The sequence below is a fragment of the Allobosea sp. 05L423 genome (genome assembly GCF_056397745.1).
The window spans coordinates 103,816-120,512 of record NZ_JBFTOA010000025.1; the positions used below are offsets into that span (position 1 = coordinate 103,816).

The 16,697-nt window shown below is 57.8% G+C and carries 15 protein-coding genes, 1 tRNA gene and 1 pseudogene; 11 read left to right on the forward strand and 6 right to left on the reverse strand.

Annotation, left to right across the window (positions count from 1 at the left end):
• Position 1 precedes the first annotated feature (1 nt).
• The 3 genes from AC1DNE_RS28025 (at position 2) to AC1DNE_RS28035 (ending at position 1,790) form a co-directional block, all read left to right on the forward strand.
• Positions 2 to 310 carry an RNA-binding S4 domain-containing protein gene (locus AC1DNE_RS28025; RefSeq protein ID WP_441472285.1) on the forward strand — a complete coding sequence of 103 codons (309 nt, stop codon included), beginning with the start codon at positions 2 to 4 and terminating at the stop codon, positions 308 to 310.
• A gap of 169 nt (positions 311 to 479) precedes the next feature.
• Positions 480 to 815, forward strand: a complete 336-nt coding sequence (fdxA, locus tag AC1DNE_RS28030; protein WP_441472286.1) for a ferredoxin FdxA — start codon at positions 480 to 482, stop codon at positions 813 to 815.
• Between the two features lie 375 nt (positions 816 to 1,190).
• A complete protein-coding gene (locus AC1DNE_RS28035; RefSeq protein WP_476766893.1) occupies positions 1,191 to 1,790 on the forward strand; it encodes a CarD family transcriptional regulator in 600 nt (199 codons plus the stop codon).
• Positions 1,791 to 1,865: 75 nt separating this feature from the next.
• Here AC1DNE_RS28035 and AC1DNE_RS28040 read toward each other — a convergent pair whose 3' ends face one another.
• From AC1DNE_RS28040 to AC1DNE_RS28050, 3 genes are all read right to left on the reverse strand, one after another.
• Positions 1,866 to 2,735 carry a dienelactone hydrolase family protein gene (locus AC1DNE_RS28040; protein WP_441472288.1) on the reverse strand — a complete coding sequence of 290 codons (870 nt, stop codon included), beginning with the start codon at positions 2,733 to 2,735 and terminating at the stop codon, positions 1,866 to 1,868.
• Positions 2,736 to 2,819: 84 nt separating this feature from the next.
• The gene (locus tag AC1DNE_RS28045; RefSeq protein ID WP_441472289.1) at positions 2,820 to 4,304 is read right to left on the reverse strand and encodes a M48 family metalloprotease; all 1,485 of its coding nucleotides are present in this window, start codon (positions 4,302 to 4,304) and stop codon (positions 2,820 to 2,822) included.
• Positions 4,305 to 4,308: 4 nt separating this feature from the next.
• Positions 4,309 to 5,049 carry a hypothetical protein gene (locus AC1DNE_RS28050; RefSeq protein WP_476766895.1) on the reverse strand — a complete coding sequence of 247 codons (741 nt, stop codon included), beginning with the start codon at positions 5,047 to 5,049 and terminating at the stop codon, positions 4,309 to 4,311.
• Between the two features lie 58 nt (positions 5,050 to 5,107).
• On the opposite strand from AC1DNE_RS28050, the gene AC1DNE_RS28055 reads away from it, so the two are divergent.
• The 4 genes from AC1DNE_RS28055 to AC1DNE_RS28070 all read left to right on the forward strand — a co-directional run bounded on the left by AC1DNE_RS28055 (position 5,108) and on the right by AC1DNE_RS28070 (position 9,598).
• Positions 5,108 to 5,184, forward strand: a tRNA-Arg gene (locus tag AC1DNE_RS28055).
• Positions 5,185 to 5,510: 326 nt separating this feature from the next.
• On the forward strand, positions 5,511 to 7,790 hold the full coding sequence (locus tag AC1DNE_RS28060; protein WP_476841320.1) for an ATP-binding protein: 2,280 nt from the start codon (positions 5,511 to 5,513) through the stop codon (positions 7,788 to 7,790).
• Positions 7,787 to 8,926, forward strand: coding sequence for a hypothetical protein (locus tag AC1DNE_RS28065; protein ID WP_476841321.1), 1,140 nt, complete (start codon positions 7,787 to 7,789; stop codon positions 8,924 to 8,926). Before AC1DNE_RS28060 ends, AC1DNE_RS28065 begins: the two co-directional genes overlap by 4 nt.
• Before the next feature lie 3 nt (positions 8,927 to 8,929).
• Positions 8,930 to 9,598 carry a hypothetical protein gene (locus AC1DNE_RS28070; RefSeq protein WP_476841322.1) on the forward strand — a complete coding sequence of 223 codons (669 nt, stop codon included), beginning with the start codon at positions 8,930 to 8,932 and terminating at the stop codon, positions 9,596 to 9,598.
• A gap of 12 nt (positions 9,599 to 9,610) precedes the next feature.
• Here the strand turns inward: AC1DNE_RS28070 and AC1DNE_RS28075 are convergent, their stop codons facing one another.
• On the reverse strand, positions 9,611 to 11,179 hold the full coding sequence (locus AC1DNE_RS28075; RefSeq protein WP_476766899.1) for an N-6 DNA methylase: 1,569 nt from the start codon (positions 11,177 to 11,179) through the stop codon (positions 9,611 to 9,613).
• Between the two features lie 187 nt (positions 11,180 to 11,366).
• Here AC1DNE_RS28075 and AC1DNE_RS28080 point away from each other — a divergent pair, with 187 nt between their 5' ends.
• Positions 11,367 to 12,023 carry a recombinase family protein gene (locus AC1DNE_RS28080; RefSeq protein WP_476766900.1) on the forward strand — a complete coding sequence of 219 codons (657 nt, stop codon included), beginning with the start codon at positions 11,367 to 11,369 and terminating at the stop codon, positions 12,021 to 12,023.
• 884 nt (positions 12,024 to 12,907) lie between these two features.
• Positions 12,908 to 14,050 carry an IPT/TIG domain-containing protein gene (locus AC1DNE_RS28085; RefSeq protein WP_476766901.1) on the forward strand — a complete coding sequence of 381 codons (1,143 nt, stop codon included), beginning with the start codon at positions 12,908 to 12,910 and terminating at the stop codon, positions 14,048 to 14,050.
• Between the two features lie 547 nt (positions 14,051 to 14,597).
• Here the strand turns inward: AC1DNE_RS28085 and AC1DNE_RS28090 are convergent.
• Together AC1DNE_RS28090 and AC1DNE_RS28095 are read right to left on the reverse strand one after the other, a co-directional pair.
• On the reverse strand, positions 14,598 to 14,855 hold the full coding sequence (locus AC1DNE_RS28090; RefSeq protein WP_476841323.1) for a hypothetical protein: 258 nt from the start codon (positions 14,853 to 14,855) through the stop codon (positions 14,598 to 14,600).
• A gap of 81 nt (positions 14,856 to 14,936) precedes the next feature.
• Positions 14,937 to 15,290 (reverse strand): helix-turn-helix domain-containing protein, encoded by a 354-nt coding sequence (locus AC1DNE_RS28095; RefSeq protein WP_476766902.1) that lies wholly within the window; start codon positions 15,288 to 15,290, stop codon positions 14,937 to 14,939.
• A 463-nt stretch (positions 15,291 to 15,753) separates the two neighbouring features.
• On the opposite strand from AC1DNE_RS28095, the gene AC1DNE_RS28100 reads away from it, so the two are divergent.
• Both AC1DNE_RS28100 and AC1DNE_RS28105 read left to right on the forward strand, forming a co-directional pair.
• Entirely contained in the window at positions 15,754 to 16,248 is a 495-nt protein-coding gene (locus tag AC1DNE_RS28100; RefSeq protein WP_476766903.1) for a hypothetical protein, read from the forward strand.
• Positions 16,197 to 16,697: pseudogene (locus AC1DNE_RS28105) on the forward strand (IS3 family transposase); the annotation flags it as partial. The gene AC1DNE_RS28100 and the pseudogene AC1DNE_RS28105, both read left to right, overlap by 52 nt.

A 16,697-nucleotide genomic window follows, 5' to 3' on the forward strand; every position in this document is an offset into this window, starting at 1 on the left:
CTTGCAGGAGCATCGCCAACGCCTCGACAAATGGCTCTGGTTCGCGCGCTTCGCGCGGACGCGGCCTTCCGCTGTGCGTCTGGTGGAGGACGGTCATGTCCGAATCGAGGGGCGGCGTGCCGAGAATCCGGCGCAGGGCATTCGGGTCGGGGCGGTGCTGACACTCGCGCTGCCGCACGCCACCATGGTCGTGAGGGTTCTGGGCTTCGCCGAGCGGCGCGGCCCTTTCGAGACCGCGCGGCAGCTCTATGAGCGGCTCGACGGCGGCAGCGGCGATGCGCCGCTTGCGGAGGCGGACGGCGAGGACTAAATCCGCGCCCTGCCATCGGCGGGCGCCGAAATCGGGCTGGGGATGGAAATCGTCTCCGCGGCGCCTTCGAAATGAAAAAACGTTCTGCCGAAGATCACCAAAACAGCCTTGAAACCTGCGTCGGGCAAGGGTTTATGGGGTTGTTTAGAAGCGTTGGAAGGGCCGACCCATGACCTATGTGGTCACCGAGAACTGCATCAAGTGCAAGTACATGGATTGCGTCGAGGTCTGCCCGGTCGACTGCTTCTATGAAGGCGAGAACATGCTCGTCATCCATCCGGACGAGTGCATCGACTGCGGCGTCTGCGAGCCGGAATGCCCGGCCGAGGCGATCAAGCCCGACACCGAGCCCGGCCTCGAAAGCTGGCTGCAGCTCAATGGGAAATACGCGTCGAGCTGGCCCAACATCACCCAGAAGAAGGAGGCGCCGGCGGACGCAAAGGAGTTCGACGGCGTGCCTGGAAAGCTCGAGATGTTCTCCGCGGAACCAGGCGAAGGCGACTGATTTAGACCCTCTCGCGCCCCCCGCGCTGCGTTAACCACGGCTTTGCCATGCCCTCACGGGAGAACGCCTCTCGGCGTTTACCTTTGATTCGGCGTGTTTTTTGTGCTACAAGCTAGCCCTAGTCGAATTGGTTCCGCATGCCCCTGCGAGATTCCCACAAATGGGGTGCCCCCAAAAGATCGGACGACATGATGACCGGCCTCCGTGCCGGATTTTAATTGTCGTTCTTATCCAGGGTGAAATGAAACGATCGACTAAGGGAGCGTGAAGCGGTGCCTTTCCAGCGTCGCGTCAGGCGGAAAGTCTCCGGCCAGCCGGACGGAGACAGATCATCTCGTGCTCGCGTTGAGCGGGCCGGTCAGGAGTCGTAACGGCATGTCCACTGCGAAGAAAGCTGTTGTGCGCCAGGGTTTCAAGACGGGCGAGTACGTCGTCTATCCGTCCCATGGCGTCGGCCAGATCACGGCGATCGAGGAACAGGAAGTCGCAGGCTTCAAACTCGAACTGTTCGTGGTCAGCTTCGCCAAGGACAAGATGACGTTGCGAGTCCCCACCGCGAAGGCCGCCAGCGTCGGCCTGCGCAAGCTCGCCGACGCCGAATCCGTCGCCAAGGCGCTGACCACGCTCACCGGCCGCGCCCGCATCAAGCGCACCATGTGGTCGCGCCGCGCGCAGGAATACGAAGCCAAGATCAATTCGGGCGATCTCGTCGCCATTGCCGAGGTCGTGCGCGATCTCTACCGCTCCGAGGCGCAGCCCGAGCAGTCCTACTCCGAGCGCCAGCTTTATGAGGCCGCTCTCGACCGCATGACCCGTGAGATCGCGGTGGTCGACGACGTCACCGAGACCGAGGCGCTCAAGAAGATCGAAGGGCAGCTCGCCAAGTCGCCGCGCCGCGCCAGCAAGGCCGAGGCCGACGCCGCCGACGGGGAGCTCGAGAACGACAACGAAGACCTGCAGGAAGAGGCTGCCTGAGCGGCGTCTTTCCTTCCAGGATGCGAAACCCGGCGGGCGACCGCCGGGTTTTTTGTTGCCCTCTCGCCCGCGGGCTCAGGTTGTGCCCGTTCCCGCCTTGAGGAAAGCGATGGTCCGGGCCCAAGCCTGCTTGGCCGTCGCCGCGTTGTAGCGCTCGGCGCTGGTGTCGTTCATGAAGGCGTGGTCGACATCCGGATAGACGACCGCATCGTAGTGAATGCCGGCGGCTTTCAGCGCCTTCTCGTAGTCGGGCAGCATCTGGACGAGGCGCGTATCGCGTCCGGCCTGCTGGATCAGGAGGCGGGACTTGATCAGCGGTACTTTGGCGAGATCGGGCGAGCGTCCGTAGAAGACGACGCCGGCGGCAAGCTCCGGCGCGGAGACGGCGAGGTCGTTGACCGCGCCACCGCCCCAGCAGAAGCCGACGGCCCCGACCTTGCCGTTGGCGTCCGGGCGGGTGGCGAGGTACTTCAGGGCGGCGCGGCCCTGTCTGACGACGGCGTCGGTGGATAGTTGCGGAAAGAGCGCGCGGGCGGCGTCCGCGTCGCTCGGCGTGCCTCCGAGCGGGGTGAGGAAATCGAGGCCGAGCGCGGTGAAGCCTTCCAACGCCATGCGCCGGGTGATGTCCTCGGTGTGCGGGTTGAGCCCACGGTTCTCATGGATGATGAGCACCCCGCCGCGCTTTGCCTCGGCCTTCGGTGTGGCGAGATAGCCTTTGATGGCGACGCCATCGACAATGGTGTCGAGGCGCGACGTCGTGATCCGGGCATCGCCCGGCGCGATCTGCTGTGCCCGCGCGTAGTTCGGCTCGAGCAAGGCGAGCGCCGCTTCCGCAGCGGCGGCGGAGCCGGCGATGGCCAGCAACCGGTTCATGAAGATGCGTCGGTCGAGCGGCTTGTGGGTGTATTCGTCGTAGAGGTCGACGATCCTGCGATCGAGCGCCATTCCTGTCTCCCTTTGGGCGGTGGCGGCCGATCATAGCGGCAGATTGGCCAATAGCGCGATGGCTCTCAGCCTCGTGAAGGAAAGTTACTCGGCGACGATCTTGTAACGTTGGCCCGGCGTCAGCGCGGTGTTGCGGTCGAGCCCGTTCAGGAGCTGGAAGAGCTCGCCGGGACGGTCCTGTTCCGGCATGCGCTCGGCCATGCTCGCCACATTGTCGCCGGGCTCGGCCGCGACCAGCCGAACGACCATCGGCCGGACGGCCTGGGCCTCGGCCGGGGTCAGGACGCGGAAACTGTCGGCGATGGCGCGCATCGCCCGCTCGGGGTCGCTCGCGCCGCGTGCGGCGAGGATGAAGCGGTAGACGCGCTCGCCGACCTGCACGGCGGCGAGGCGGAACATCCAGTCCGTGCCCTTGCCATGGGCGATCACGGCCGGCTGCCCGGCGATCTCGATCTTCTCGATGCCGGTCGTCACGACCCCCTCGATCCAGCCGGCGGCGACGTAGGATTCCAGCGTCTGGCCGCTCTTCAACGTCACCGAGTCGAAGCGCAGCGCCTGGGAGCCGCTGGCGCTGACGCCGATCACCATGTCCTGCGCCGCTTCCAGGCTGAAGCCCTCGGGCGCGGTGAAGCCGATGCGCAGGGTGCTGTTGAGGTAGCGCCGGCCGCGCACCACGCCGTCGCGCGGGTCGTCGCCATAGGCCAGGCCCTCGATCGCGTTGAGCCAGCGATTGGCATCGTGCTCGCCGATGCCGGGGGCGCCGATCTGGCGCGCCGCATTGGTCACGGCGGCGATGCGCTCGGGCGTCTGCGGGTGGCTGGAGAGGATGTCGAGCCGCTTGTCGTCGGCGCTCTGGTTCTGGCCGCTGTTGCGGAAGGCGGTGTTGCGGCCGAGCGTCGCCAGGAAGCGGCTGGCGCCATAGGGATCGTAGCCGGCCCGCGCGATGTTGCGCACGCTGATCTGGTCGGCGGTGAGCTCCTGCTGGCGCGAGAACCGGGCGAGCGAGAGCTTCGAGCCGGCCTTCACGGCAGCACCCTGGGAAGGGTCCTTGAGGACCTGTGAGACGACCTGGCTCACCAGCGCCGATTCCGCCTCCTTCTCGGCGCGCTCGACGGCGTGCTGGGCGGTGACATGGGCGATCTCATGCGCCAGCACCGACGCGATCTCTGAGGTGTCGTTGGCGAGCACGAGCAGGCCGCGGGTGACGTAGAGCCGGCCATTGGGCAGGGCGAAGGCATTGACCACCGGCGAGTTCAGGATGGTGATCTCATAGTGGCCGATCTGGCCCTCGCCGGCCTTCGCGAGCCTCTGGACGACCTCGTCCAGCGCCGCGCGGGCCTTGGGCGCGCGATATTCGCCGCCGAAGGCGGAGAGCAGGCGCTGATGCTCCTGATCCGAAGCGCGCTGGATGGTGTTGATGCGCGGGGCGATCTCGTCGCTCGAGCTCGTGCCCGCCGGCATGAGCGGGCTCTGGTCGCCCAGGCAGCCGACGAGCAGCAGGCCGGGCAGCACGATGGCCGCCAGCCGCTTCGAATGCCGCGAGAGCGATGTCCGCCAGAGCTTCAGCATATCCTCAGTCGATCAATTCCAGCGCCGCACGGGATGTCGCCTCCAGCAGGAGGCCGTCGCGTCCCGAGAGGACGCCATAGGCGCGCACGCGTTTACCGCTGAGGCTGGCTGCGGTCCAGCCGGCGCCCTTCAATTCCCGCCACAGGACCCGCGAGACGACGATCGAAGCAGCCTCCCCAGGGCGGCGAGAGAAGTTCAGATAGGTCCGCTGGGAGCGTTCGCCGACCGAGGCGATCCGGCCTTCCAGCATGACGTAGCGTCCTTCCTGCGCCTTTACAGCGGCGAGATCATGGCCGTCGGTGGCCACTGGCCGGGAGGGTGAGGGGGTGGAACTTAACGTTGCCTGAACGGGGGCGGCGCGGCAGGGCGGCGCCAGTGGCTCGGGCAGCGGGAGGGCCGCGCCATTGCGCTGGAGGATGAGGACCAACTCCTGCGGCTCGCCGCCCGGGCTATCCGCGGGGACGAAGAGCTTCGATGGCCAGCGCCCCCAGCGGTCCGGCTCACCGAGGATGGCGAGATCGAGCGAGCGATCGCGGAAGGGTTCCAGGCCGGCACGAAAGCGGGCGGCCTCCTCGCCGTTCTGGCGCGGCGCCAGCCCGACCAGGCGCAGCGTCCTGCCATCGCTCAGGACCGGGTCGCCGGCAGGGTTGAGATCGGCGAGCCGAACAGCCGCGGTTGCCACCGGCGGTGCCGCCGTGCAGTTCGACGCTGCCGCGGCCGGCACGCCGGGCAGGGTCGCGATCATGACAGTTGCAAGAAGGGACTTCACCCGCATCGCGATTATGCTACACGAAGTTCCGTGCGTCCCGGTAGCTCAGCAGGATAGAGCAACGGTTTCCTAAACCGTAGGTCAGGGGTTCGAATCCCTTCCGGGACGCCATTAAGTTCTCATAAGATATTGATTTATAATCGGTATTTTATTTGGGAATGATGGCTACCCCAACATTTACCCTAACAATTGCCATGGTTGGTGCTGGGCCGATTTGGACGGATATCCTGCATCGGGAGCCTGCCTAACCCCTAAGCGACCTTGACTGAATTCGCCTCGCCGGGAAGTGAAATTGCTTGGATACGAGGCGCCCCGCTTCCTCCTTATAGACCGCAGTCAACCTCCCTGATCCGACAGCGTCTCCTTCGATTGACGTCGTGTAGAAACGCCACCTAAATGGAATGCGTGTCGGGGATGGCTGCCGGAATGTGCATCGAGTGAGCAATATTGAAGAGCTTCGCCGCGCATTAGTGAGCGAACTGCTCGCTAAAATGCCAGACTCGGATCGAATTGCAGAGCTAGCCGCCGATTTGGCGAGGTTCGATCCTGAGCGTGCCCGCTTCTCGGTGGATGCCGGCATGCTAGCCCGCCTTGGGCGGGAATTGATGGCCCGTCATGAGACGGCCCTGTCAGAGCTAGTCAAAAATGCATACGACGCTGACGCAACCAAAGTCGCCGTTCGAATAGGCGGAGTGGGCGCAGGCGACTATATCGAAATCGCGGACGATGGAATTGGGATGACTCAGCAGGCGTTCGTTGATGGCTTTATGCGCCTAGCGACGACGGACAAGCTAGAGAATCCTTACTCCCCCAAGTGCCGCCGCCGCCGTGCCGGGCGTAAAGGTGTCGGTCGTTTCGCGGTTGAGCGGCTCGGATCGAGACTTGTGCTGACCACTGCAACGGAGGACATGCAGCGAGCGCTGCGGATGAAAATCGAGTGGGATCGATTTGCTCCCGGCCTAAATCTCTCGACGGTCTCAATACCCATCGAGACCATCGAAAAGCCTCGGAAGCACGGCACTACGCTGCGTATCGAGCGCCTGCGCGACGCTTGGCCCCAAGCGACAATTGAACGCACTTTTGAGCACATCGCCGAACTGATCGACCTCGGAGATCAAACAAAGTCTGGCGTCAACACCGGCGCAGATTTCACAGTGACGTTTAGCGTAAACGGAAAAGAACATAAGACCTTCGACATCAGAACGCAGGTCTCCAATCAAGCGTATGCCACCATAGAAGCAGAAATCGACGAATCAGGAAAGGTGACGTGGAGCCTTCTATGTCACCGTCTGGATATTCTGCATACTAACCGCCCCTTGCGGGTTGGTGAAAACGAATCAGCTCAGCTAAAATACGCTCGTCGCGTTAAACTTGTCGCGAATTATTACCTGCTTCAGAAAGAATATTTTCCAGCTACCGTATTCAAGACAGTCCAAAATTACCTATCTCGAAACGGCGGATTGCGAGTTTACCGGAATGGGTTCCGCGTCTTGCCTTATGGCGTAGAGGGTGATGACTGGCTGGGTCTAGACCTTCTTTCATCCCAGCGTAGTCGCACCCTCGCACCCGTTCGGAATCGCAATTTCCTTGGTTCGATCTCTATCGAAGACAGTTCGGGGTTATTCGAAGAAACGTCTTCGCGCGAGGGCTTTATTGGGAGCCCAGCTCTAGACGAGCTCGTTGCTACGATGCACGCGGCCATAGTGACAGGCGTGCGAGAGATCGACGCTGAGCGAAATCGACGCGACCTAAAGCGAGATCGTAAAAAGCCGCGCGTGATATTGGATGAGACCGACGCGAATAAGCCATCGAATTCAACAATAGCGCGCGAACTGACTCAAGCAATACAAGATGTTCAGTCAGAAATAAAAGGTCAACCTAACGTTCCGCTTACTCTTGCTACTGCATTGAAGAGGGCGGAGACATCAGCTGAACTGGTCGTTAAGCTTGCATCAGAAAGCGATGCGCTACTAAAAGAGATAGATTTACTTCGCGTCCTAGCTAGCATGGGTCTGGCAATCGGTCAGTTTACGCATGAGTTCTCATCCTTGTCCGGCGCCATGCGCGCGAGCTTGGCCGTCCTTCTAGAGACAGATCGCACAGCGCACGAACGTGATGAAGCTTCGAGAGCGATACGTACCCTTCTTGATCAGGCCCGTGATTTCACCGGCCTTTTCAAGTCGATGACCGAGGAGAACGCGCTGAGGGATCGCCAGCCGCTTGATCTCTATGAAGTAGCGACATCTTTTCATTCGGCTATGAGGACGATTCTCGAGAGAAACGGCGTCGTTCTTGAGATCGAAGATGATGGGAACGAGATAAATTCCCCGGCTATGCACCGCAGCGAATTATTCGCGATATTTTTGAATTTCACGACAAACGCAGTGAAAGCAATCAAAAGAGCGGGGCGGGCGGGTCGCATAGCTATTCGCTTGGGATTGCGCCCTAACGGCAGCGGCTCTCGTATCGAATTCCTCGACAATGGTGATGGTATCGCTGATGAGATTCGAAATACCCTATTTGATCCCTTCGTCACGACAACAGCGGCGCGGGGAGCGTTTGGGTCGGACGACGAGACCACAATAGGCTCGGGGCTAGGCTTGGCGATTGTCAGAGATATTGTGACAGGAGCGGGCGGCACAGTCGTAATCGGCGCAACGCAGTTCGGCTACTCCACCAACATGGTCGTTGAGCTACCAGCTGGAGAAAACGTGTGACCGCCCCGAGATACATATTTGTAGATGACGCCATTGGGGATGCGGGGGATGCAGAGCGCTACCGGAGTCTGCTTCAGAAAGCGGGCCAGCTGCAAGTAGACCTTATGCCGCCAAATCGGGAGAGACTCCTCGCGCCTGAGGCAGATATTGATGGTGAAATTGACGGCTTCATCCTCGATATCAATTTGAGCGATCAAGTCGATGCGTCCGGCAAGCGCTTTCTTGGAACTGGAGCAGGCCTCGCTCAAGATCTGCGACTTCTGCAGTCGCTCGGCGCTGAAAAAGGCCAGCGCCCGCGACCTGTAATTCGGCTTTGCGCAGCGCAGGTATTTCAAGATTATTTGGCAGGCGACAATAGCACCGCCGACCTTTTTGATTTGGGTTTTGACAAAGAGATTATTGGTGATTTCGCGAGTCAGGCGCGCGCGATGTTAGCAGCGTTGCCCGGTATTTATGCGGCGGTGGAAGGAGCAGATAGCAGCGCGGTGCATGCGTCGGGCCTGCTAGGGATCGACTTAGCTACATACGCTCGTTTGCACTCGCGTTTCAAAGGCGCGCTTGAAACCGAACTCACCCGGAAGACCCATGAGGCGGTTGGCTTCCTGCTTCGACAATTTCTTGATGCGCCCGGCATTCTGATAGGAGAAGAGTTGCTGTCGATCAGATTGGGCGTCGATGCGCCTCGTTCTCCGGGTTGGCAGAATGTTTGTGAATTTTTTGCGCCGGCTCGATATTCGGGGGCCGGAAGCGAGGCATTTCCCCGCTGGTGGAATGACCTCGCAATGAGCCGATGGGCCGAAGTTTGCCCGGTCCCGCTGTTCAAGCTCTCCAGTGAGCAGCGCGTGGCGAAGCTTGCCGAGCGTGGGTTTCGCGATCTGACCCCGTACGGACCAAGTGCTTACTCCCCGGGCGAGAATCCCTGGTTGTTGGCGGCATCAAATGATGCCGAATTGCGTCTTCCCGTTGACCCAAAATTTGCTTTTCCTTTGAACGCACCAACCGCCCCGTGGCTCGATGAGCCTGTATGGTGTTTTGAGCAAGCTAAACGGAACCGCAACTCTCCTCGTCTGACGGAAGATGCCCGTGGGCGCCTGCAAGCAGCGCTATCACGTCCCGGTCCCAAGGTAGAGGGATAGACAGTGACAGTTCAGCACTCATTGGCCGAGCTTCAGGAACTTTTGCGTCGTGCTGATCTTCTTCGGGGTGGCGAGCGAACTAACGTTTATACAATTCCGAATGGCGGCTTAAGGATCGAATTTGCCGCACGGATCGCAATCAGGTCTGAGCAACACTCAAAACCCACCGGAGTTGATTTTTCCGATGCGGACATTGAATTGCTTCTAGAACTAGAAGGCGGTGAAGATTTTGATGCTATTCGTGCTTGTAGTGCACAAGTTGTAATCGAAGGATTGGACTCCAAGTCGGAATTATACAAATTTGCGCTTCATTTTGATCGTCACGATCATGAAGAATCCTCAACAGATCTACATGCTCAATACCATTGGCAGGTAGGAGGCGACAAACTTGAAGGTCAACAATACGGAACCGTTCTTCAGCTTCAATCACCTCGGTTTCCGTATCACCCTCTTGATCCAATACTTCTTGTTGACTTTGTTCTTGGTCACTTCAACGGACTCAAGCGTAAATCATTAATGCAAGATGCTGCTTTCGTCCGCTATCCGAGGATATTATATAAATCACAAACCTCGTTTGTGGCTCCTTTCTTTTCTTTCATACATCAATCCCTTACTACGGAGCCCGCTGTTTCTTGTGTTTTGTGGCCGGGCCTATGTGGTTCTGACCACTAGAAAGTGGTCAGCTTAACGGATGTCGCTTTGCGGCATGCGCCCTGTGCGCTCAAACCTAAGGCGTTGTAGCTCGGTACGCATTTCATTTACGGCGCTTTGCCAAAACCGCCCAACAATTCTTGGCAAGAAAACTTTATCCGCTATCTCGCAGGCGAGGTCGAAGCGGCCATTCCTAATCGCCAAATCTGCCGCTTTAAGATCGTCCGAACGAAGTTCGCCCGAAGCGAGTAAAATTGGCAGCTCACGTGCATTTCCGAGCTCAAACTTTAAGATCCCGCCGCCATATGAGCGCCCCCCCCTTTCTGCTGCCAATTGCCCAAACGTGGAGATCATGCTCAGTACGCATGCAATTCTTTGGGAAGAAGATGTCGTCTCCCTAAAGCGCGCACGGTGAAGCGTGTTGGTGCATTTGATCCCCGGCTCCGCCAGAACTATTCGCGGACCTCGATCATTCATATACGTAAAAATTGCATCGCAATCTTCGCCTGCATCTACCTTCCACCACGGTGTTCGCTTCTTAAGCCAGATCGTCCTTCGCCGTTGGGGAGCACTGACGAGGGCCAATCTCGACCTAACGCCCGGTCGCGCTCTGCTAACATCTGCAGGCGCAAGAAGAAGTGTTTTCTCCCCTGACTCAGCAAGAGCACGCAAATCTGCGCGAGTTACAGTAAGGCCCGGAACCTGACGCGCTCGCGATACCGCGATACACACGTCTTCTTGGTTTATTTGGTCAGCTAATCTTTCTTGTTCATTCAATAGGAATACCCGATTGCAACCGGTAACGGCGCCAATCGAAAGTTTAGCAAAATTCGCCAGAGGCTCGCTTTGTGACAAAATATCCAGATAACTTGAGCCGCTAAAAAACGCGCTCGGGGATCGCTTTTCGAGAGATAACCATTTCGAAACAGAGGCATCGGAACACGAACCTTCGCCATATCCCGACGCTAGAATGATTACTCCGCGCTCGTCAGCCCCATTTACCCATACCGGCCTATCGATGATCTGCCTGATTTCGACATGTGAGAATTTCCGGCAGATTCTTTCTATTGCGATCTGACCGTACCGGGTGAATGTCGCTGAGGCAGGCGCGATTGCCGCAAGCCGCCCTCCGATTTTCAAGAATGAGCAGGCATGCAGCAAGAAATGAACCCAAAGGCCTGCAGCTCCGTCGATCTCAAATCGCTTCCTCAGCTCAGATCGCCGCTGTGGGTCTAGAGAGTGGTTCCGTATGAACGGCGGGTTTGCCAGAACAGCGCCCAATCGGTCCATAGAGGCAGGATCAATCGAGAGAAAATCGGCGGTTACGACCTCGTTTCCTCTCGGAAGCCAAGTTTTGAGTTCGCGAGTGGCCTCGGGGTTCACGTCGCAGGCAACAATTTTTACGCGGTCGGACGAGCCGAATTTTCGCATGCAAGATGCCAGAGCAGCACGGATCAGAGCGCCATCGCCTGCGCTCGGCTCCAAAATTGCTTCAGCACCAGATTGAATCACCCAATCTGCCAGTATTTCGGCAATTGTTTCAGGCGTGTAGAAAGCTCCGAGTGCCTTCACCCCTAATTCGGTAGCGCGATTCATCGACATCCCCATCTGCTAACAGGGGGGATGCGGCTTGTCTCGAGATTTATCTTGGGCCGAGCCGCCGATAGTCCGTTTGGGTATGTCCTTGCGTACACCCCCTCTCGCCGCCGAACAGCTGTCCGTAAGGGTTGACTCTCACCAACGGCCATGGAATCTATCGGACATTATCTCAACGGACATTTGGAGCCTAATGCAGACCGTTCTCTATGCACGGGTAAGCACTCTCGATCAGACCATCGAGCATCAACAGACGCAGGCTGAAGCCGCGGGTTTCAAGCTAGATCGTGTTCTCGCGGACCACGGGGTCTCTGGGGTCAAAACCAAGCTGGAGGAGCGACCCGAGGGAAGGCGCCTCTATGATATCCTGAGAGCCGGTGACGTTCTGGTGGTCCGATGGATCGACCGACTCGGTCGCAACTATGATGACGTCAAGCAAGCCATCGAGCAGTTCATGCGACGCGGCGTGATCGTTCGAACCATCATCAACAACATGACGTTCGATGGGTCCACCAAGGACCCGATGCAGATGGCTGTCCGGGATGCACTCATCGGGTTCATGGCCGCAGCAGCCCAGTCGCATGCCGAGGTGACCAAGGCCGCGCAGATTGCGGGCATCGCTCATGCCAAGAGCCTTGAGGGCGAGAAGCGCTACAAAGGACGGAAACCAAGCTTCAGTTACGAGCAACTGACCTTGGTGCTGGACCGCCTAGCGCAGAATGCAGGGGTAAGCGCCATTGCAAAAGCCACAGGATTGAGCCGCCAGACAATCTATCGAATCATCGATGATCCAACCGCTGCCCGAGCTTCTTTGGTTGAGTGGGGCATCACCCCATTGAAGGCCGCCTGATCGGGGCATTTCCATTACCGGCTGGCCAGTCAGGACATTCAGGCTACACGGCGCCGGCACTCCCTTTCTTTGCAAAAGGTTAGCTCTCCGCCTCGGCTCCTCGGAGCTTCATCTAGAGATCGGCGCCGTGACGGGGACACATTCGCGCTCGGCAACCTGAGAGCTGGGCGATAATGCCGGCATCGCTGACGCAAAGTTATGTCGGGGGGCAGCGCACTTATTGAGGAGGCAACGCGTTTATGTTAATATTTTATCTGCGGATTATTTCGAGTTCTGCAAATTGGGTCGTTCGATCACACAAAAAATAGATCGAACGTCGACCCGAAAGATTATGACTCCATCACTGAAACACCGAAAGGAGTGCGGATGATGAAGCTAGTAATTTTTGCGTCAGTAGTTGCGGCGATTTCGACAAGTTCACTTGCGCAATCGAAGCTTAATCTTAACCCAGCTCCACCTCAGCCAAAGACAGATTTTCAAAGAGCTATTGAAAAGCCTATCCCGCCACCTGCTCCACCGACTGCATTGCAAAAATTGGAACGTGGGCAAATACCCACTAGCCAAAATCCCATGCCAAAGCCGCGCGAAGGTGTATCTCCCACGCTAAACGAAAGAGGCGTTGGCGTAGAATGGCGGAAGACCTTTCGTTAGGCTGAGCTTCTGGAACCGCAGTTGATCCGGCTTTCCAATGGCGGTCGTTTTGAGTTGGGAAATCCATATAGATTCAGGAGGGGAAAATGCTTTCCGTTAGATCAACGGTAATACTTTGCATTTTGACAATATTTAGTCCTGAGAGAGCTTCCGCACAATTGTGGGAAGGACTTACCGCAGGGGTCGTAGCAGACAAACTTCTTGGGGAGGTCAATAATACGATAAATAATGCGATGAGTCAGGGCGATTATCTCATGGCCCGAGCCGGGGTTCAAGCAAAAGACGCCATCGAAGCTTGGAAAGTGGCTAATACGGAATTACTCAATAATGCCTTCTCTTCTTTGCAACAATCACAACGCGAAATATTTTTGAAAACCAACTCTCTCGTAACAAAAACGAACGATTCCATTAAAGATAGACTAGACACCGCACAAAGCATTACAGAAAGCGCAGCAAACATTATAGAAAGCTTGCCATTGGTCGGCAAAGATCGAACATTCGCTACTCGATATGGCCCCCGTATTACGCCCGGCGGTGAAGAAGTTATTCTCACAGTTCGAGGGGTTAATTTCGATGAAGCGAACCCCCAGCTTACTTTTGACGGAAAGGCCTCAAAGAGGACGAGCCTTACCCAAAATGAAGTCCAATTTGAAGCTCCGAAAGAATTTGGCCAAAACAAATCCGACAAGATGGTTCGATCAAATTTAAAGTTCACGTACACCATTCCTGCCGCCGCTTGGTATAGCCGTTGGTTGGGAGGTAAGAACGTTGTCGAAAGAGAATTCTCAGTTATAGTTCTTCCTGAAAAATTTGCGGCCTACTCATATACAGCAAAAAGCAAAATCTCTGAGATGGAATATAAGCCACATACTGCCGATCTCGGGCAGTTCAAGGGGCGAAACACGCGCATTTATCGGGTCGCCAACCCACCTGGGGGTTATAAGTGGGATTTGAGCAAACCTATCAGCGCATCACAAGGCCACGGCGAAGCAGGGCGATGCGAGGGCTTTGATACAAATAACAACTCTGAAAATGGCCTATCGTACTTTGCTCGCGTCGATGAAATAAGGGATGCATCCAGCCTCTGGGGCATAAATCGAAGAGATGGTTATGTCTCGTGCTCCGTTTCCGGGACCGTGTACCGTAGTGTAGAAAGAGAAGTGGAGCACCAACCTCAGACGGGCATACTTGAATGGGGCTCCACTGTTCCAATCAAGAAACCCGTAGGTACTATTTCTCAAGTACTTACTGTTAAACTGTTTAATGGATCAACGGATGTCCTTGTAGGAGACGGTCGCGGTCAGTTCTTTGAGGTAACGGATGCCAGAGATGTCTTGCTTCTTGCGCCGACGCCACCTCCGCTTGAATCAAAGTAGCGCTCAGCTGATACTTTTATACCCTAGCAAAAATCACGATTACTGCAGGCTTGAGTAGATTTCCGACGGGTTAGCCGAAAACTTGGATGTCTCGGAGCCCGTAAGGAGTAAGCCGACCTCAGAGCCTGTTGCAGTTTGTGCGCTACGGATATGGATGCCGACGGTTGGCAACACGGCGCGGCGTCCATATTCGATCTAGTTTGAGCGCTCACGCGCCAAGCTCTCGGCAGCTGCCGGCTCTAAATCCCTTGCATTGCATCGAGCCTCGATGCCTGGGCGCGGACCGACCTGCTGCCTGAGCGCTCACGCGGGTCGAAGTTTTCTCCACCAACGAACTAGCGAGACCTGACGGACCGTTCGCGGTCGGCAAAGCAATATATTCGATAGCTGTCGACGCCGTCGAACACGGAATGGCCGCACCAGCATAGCGACGAGTGAGGGCCGGAGGATGGGACTGATCCTAACTCTTTGGCTACCTTCGCCTTGACCGCGACCTGAAACGGCCATTCCCGATCAACACCCGAAGGAGAAAGTTCGCCCTTCCGTCTCATGGCTCTTCATCCGGTGTGAGAGGCCTGGCGCCTTCAGAGAACAGCCCCCTCAGAAAACCGCGATCGGTCGATCTGTCGGCATCCGCAGCGAGCCGCTCGCTCTCGGAAAGCAGCATTAGATAGCTGCGAGCCAAGGCCCGGAGCGCAGACCGCTCGAAGCCTTCGTGCTCCTCCAGCAGGTCTGCGACGAGCGCGGTGATTTCAGTGTCGAGCGACGCGTCATTGCATCCCTGATCTGCTGGCTGTGCCGACATGTTCCGTGGCCCCGGCATGAGAACAAATAAGGAACACACTGCCGATCAGAGTGAATGTGCCCGATGGTCGATGGCTGTGAGCTACCTGTCGGCCTGCCCAGCTTGTTCTGCACGCGCAAAGAGGGCAGCGGCCTCGGTTGCCGCGACCAATACGCCCAAATCCCGATTGTTGAGTCCGTCAGCTGCCGCGATCAATCGCTCGCATAGCACGTCACGTTCAGAGCTTTCGGATGCGCCTACCAATCCCAGCAGTTCGTCGGTCGATGTGCGGAACACGGCTGCGATTCGCGTCAGAGTAGCCAGATCAGGCTCCCGGTCGCCTCGGGCATAATGTGCATATCGGCGTTCGCTCACTCCGAGACGGCGCGCGATTTCGGCGTTCGATACGCCCAACTCCGAGGCCCGCCTTCTCAGATTGCTAGCGAATGGTTCCATCAGAACAAAATGGTCTGATGCTATTGCCAGGGCCACGAACGTTATGGGACTATAATTCAGAGCAAAACGGGACTATGAGGTAGCTGTGATCTCCATTGGCCGCTGTGTGTCGCAACTGGCACTTCTTAGTTTCTTTTGTTCCGGGAGTATTGGCCCCATATCTCCCGCTCGTGCAGATGTTTTGGATTGTGCCGCTACAGTTGCGCTCGCTGAGAACGTTCACAGCGTCGGAGATGCTCCGTTTCTTCAAAATAGTTGGAGGCTGAGTTGGGCAGACCCCCGCATTCTTGAGGCGAACGGGGCGGTCCGTAAGGAAGGTTATCAGTCTGACCTCCGAGGTGACGTTCATCCCGGCGACAGGATCGAGGCGACTATCCAGCTTTTTGATCTGCGGCCTGCGGGAAAGCGAGCCCGCTCGAACCCACAGACTTCCTACAAGTTCCGATGGGTCGCGCCGCGCCCCGTGAAGGACGACAAGGGCCGCGTCTCGCGTTGCAGTGACGAGCTATCCGACACCATCGAAGCCGGGATGATGACACGGCAAAGCCTTCCCATTTTTGAGACCGGGCTGACTGACCTGAATGGAGATTGGTACTTCATTGCATATGATTTGAAGGGCAAGCCATTTGCTCGCATGGCCTACACCCTCGCTGCGGCGAAATCCCAATCTGAGAGGGCTCGCGAAGAGCTAGAGGATAGCTTCAGTTCCTATATGTTCCTCGATAAATGCCTCGGGCTGAACATGGCGCCGCTTACCAAGGATGAATACAGGAAGGCTGTCAGCCTCATCGACAAGGCGGCTCGGCAGAAGGGTGTCGATACGGAAGCGGCTTGGAACAGCGCCGTGGCCTGCTGCCGGTTTCGTGGACACCGAGATTGGGTGTTTCATGAACCCGGAGGTGGGGTATGCGGCGAAGACAGTTTGGGCGTGAGTTCAAGATCGAGGCGGTCCGCCTGATCAAGGATCGCGGAGTGAGTGTGGCGCAGGCGTCTCCCGGGGGATCTGGCCGGTGGCATGGCTTTGCGAAGCGCTGGATGTGTCGCGCTCGGGCTTCCATGCTTGGCTCAACCGGTCGCCGAGCAGGCGTGCACGCGACGACGAGGAGATCGGCAACAGGGTCCGGACAAGCTTTATTGGTTCGGATCGGACCTATGGTGCCAGGCGTGTCTGGCGCGACGTGCTGGCGGAAGGCATCGATTGCGGCCTGCATCGCATCGAGCGGCTGATGCGTGCCCAGGCTTTGCGTGCCAGACCGCGTCGGCGCAGCCTTCCGAGGGATGAGGGCCGGCGATCGGCCATCGCCCCGAATACGCTCGGCCGGGAGTTCCACGCCGAACGGCCCAACCAGCGCTGGATCGCCGACTTTACTTATATATGGACCGCGGAGGGTTGGCTTTACGTTGCAG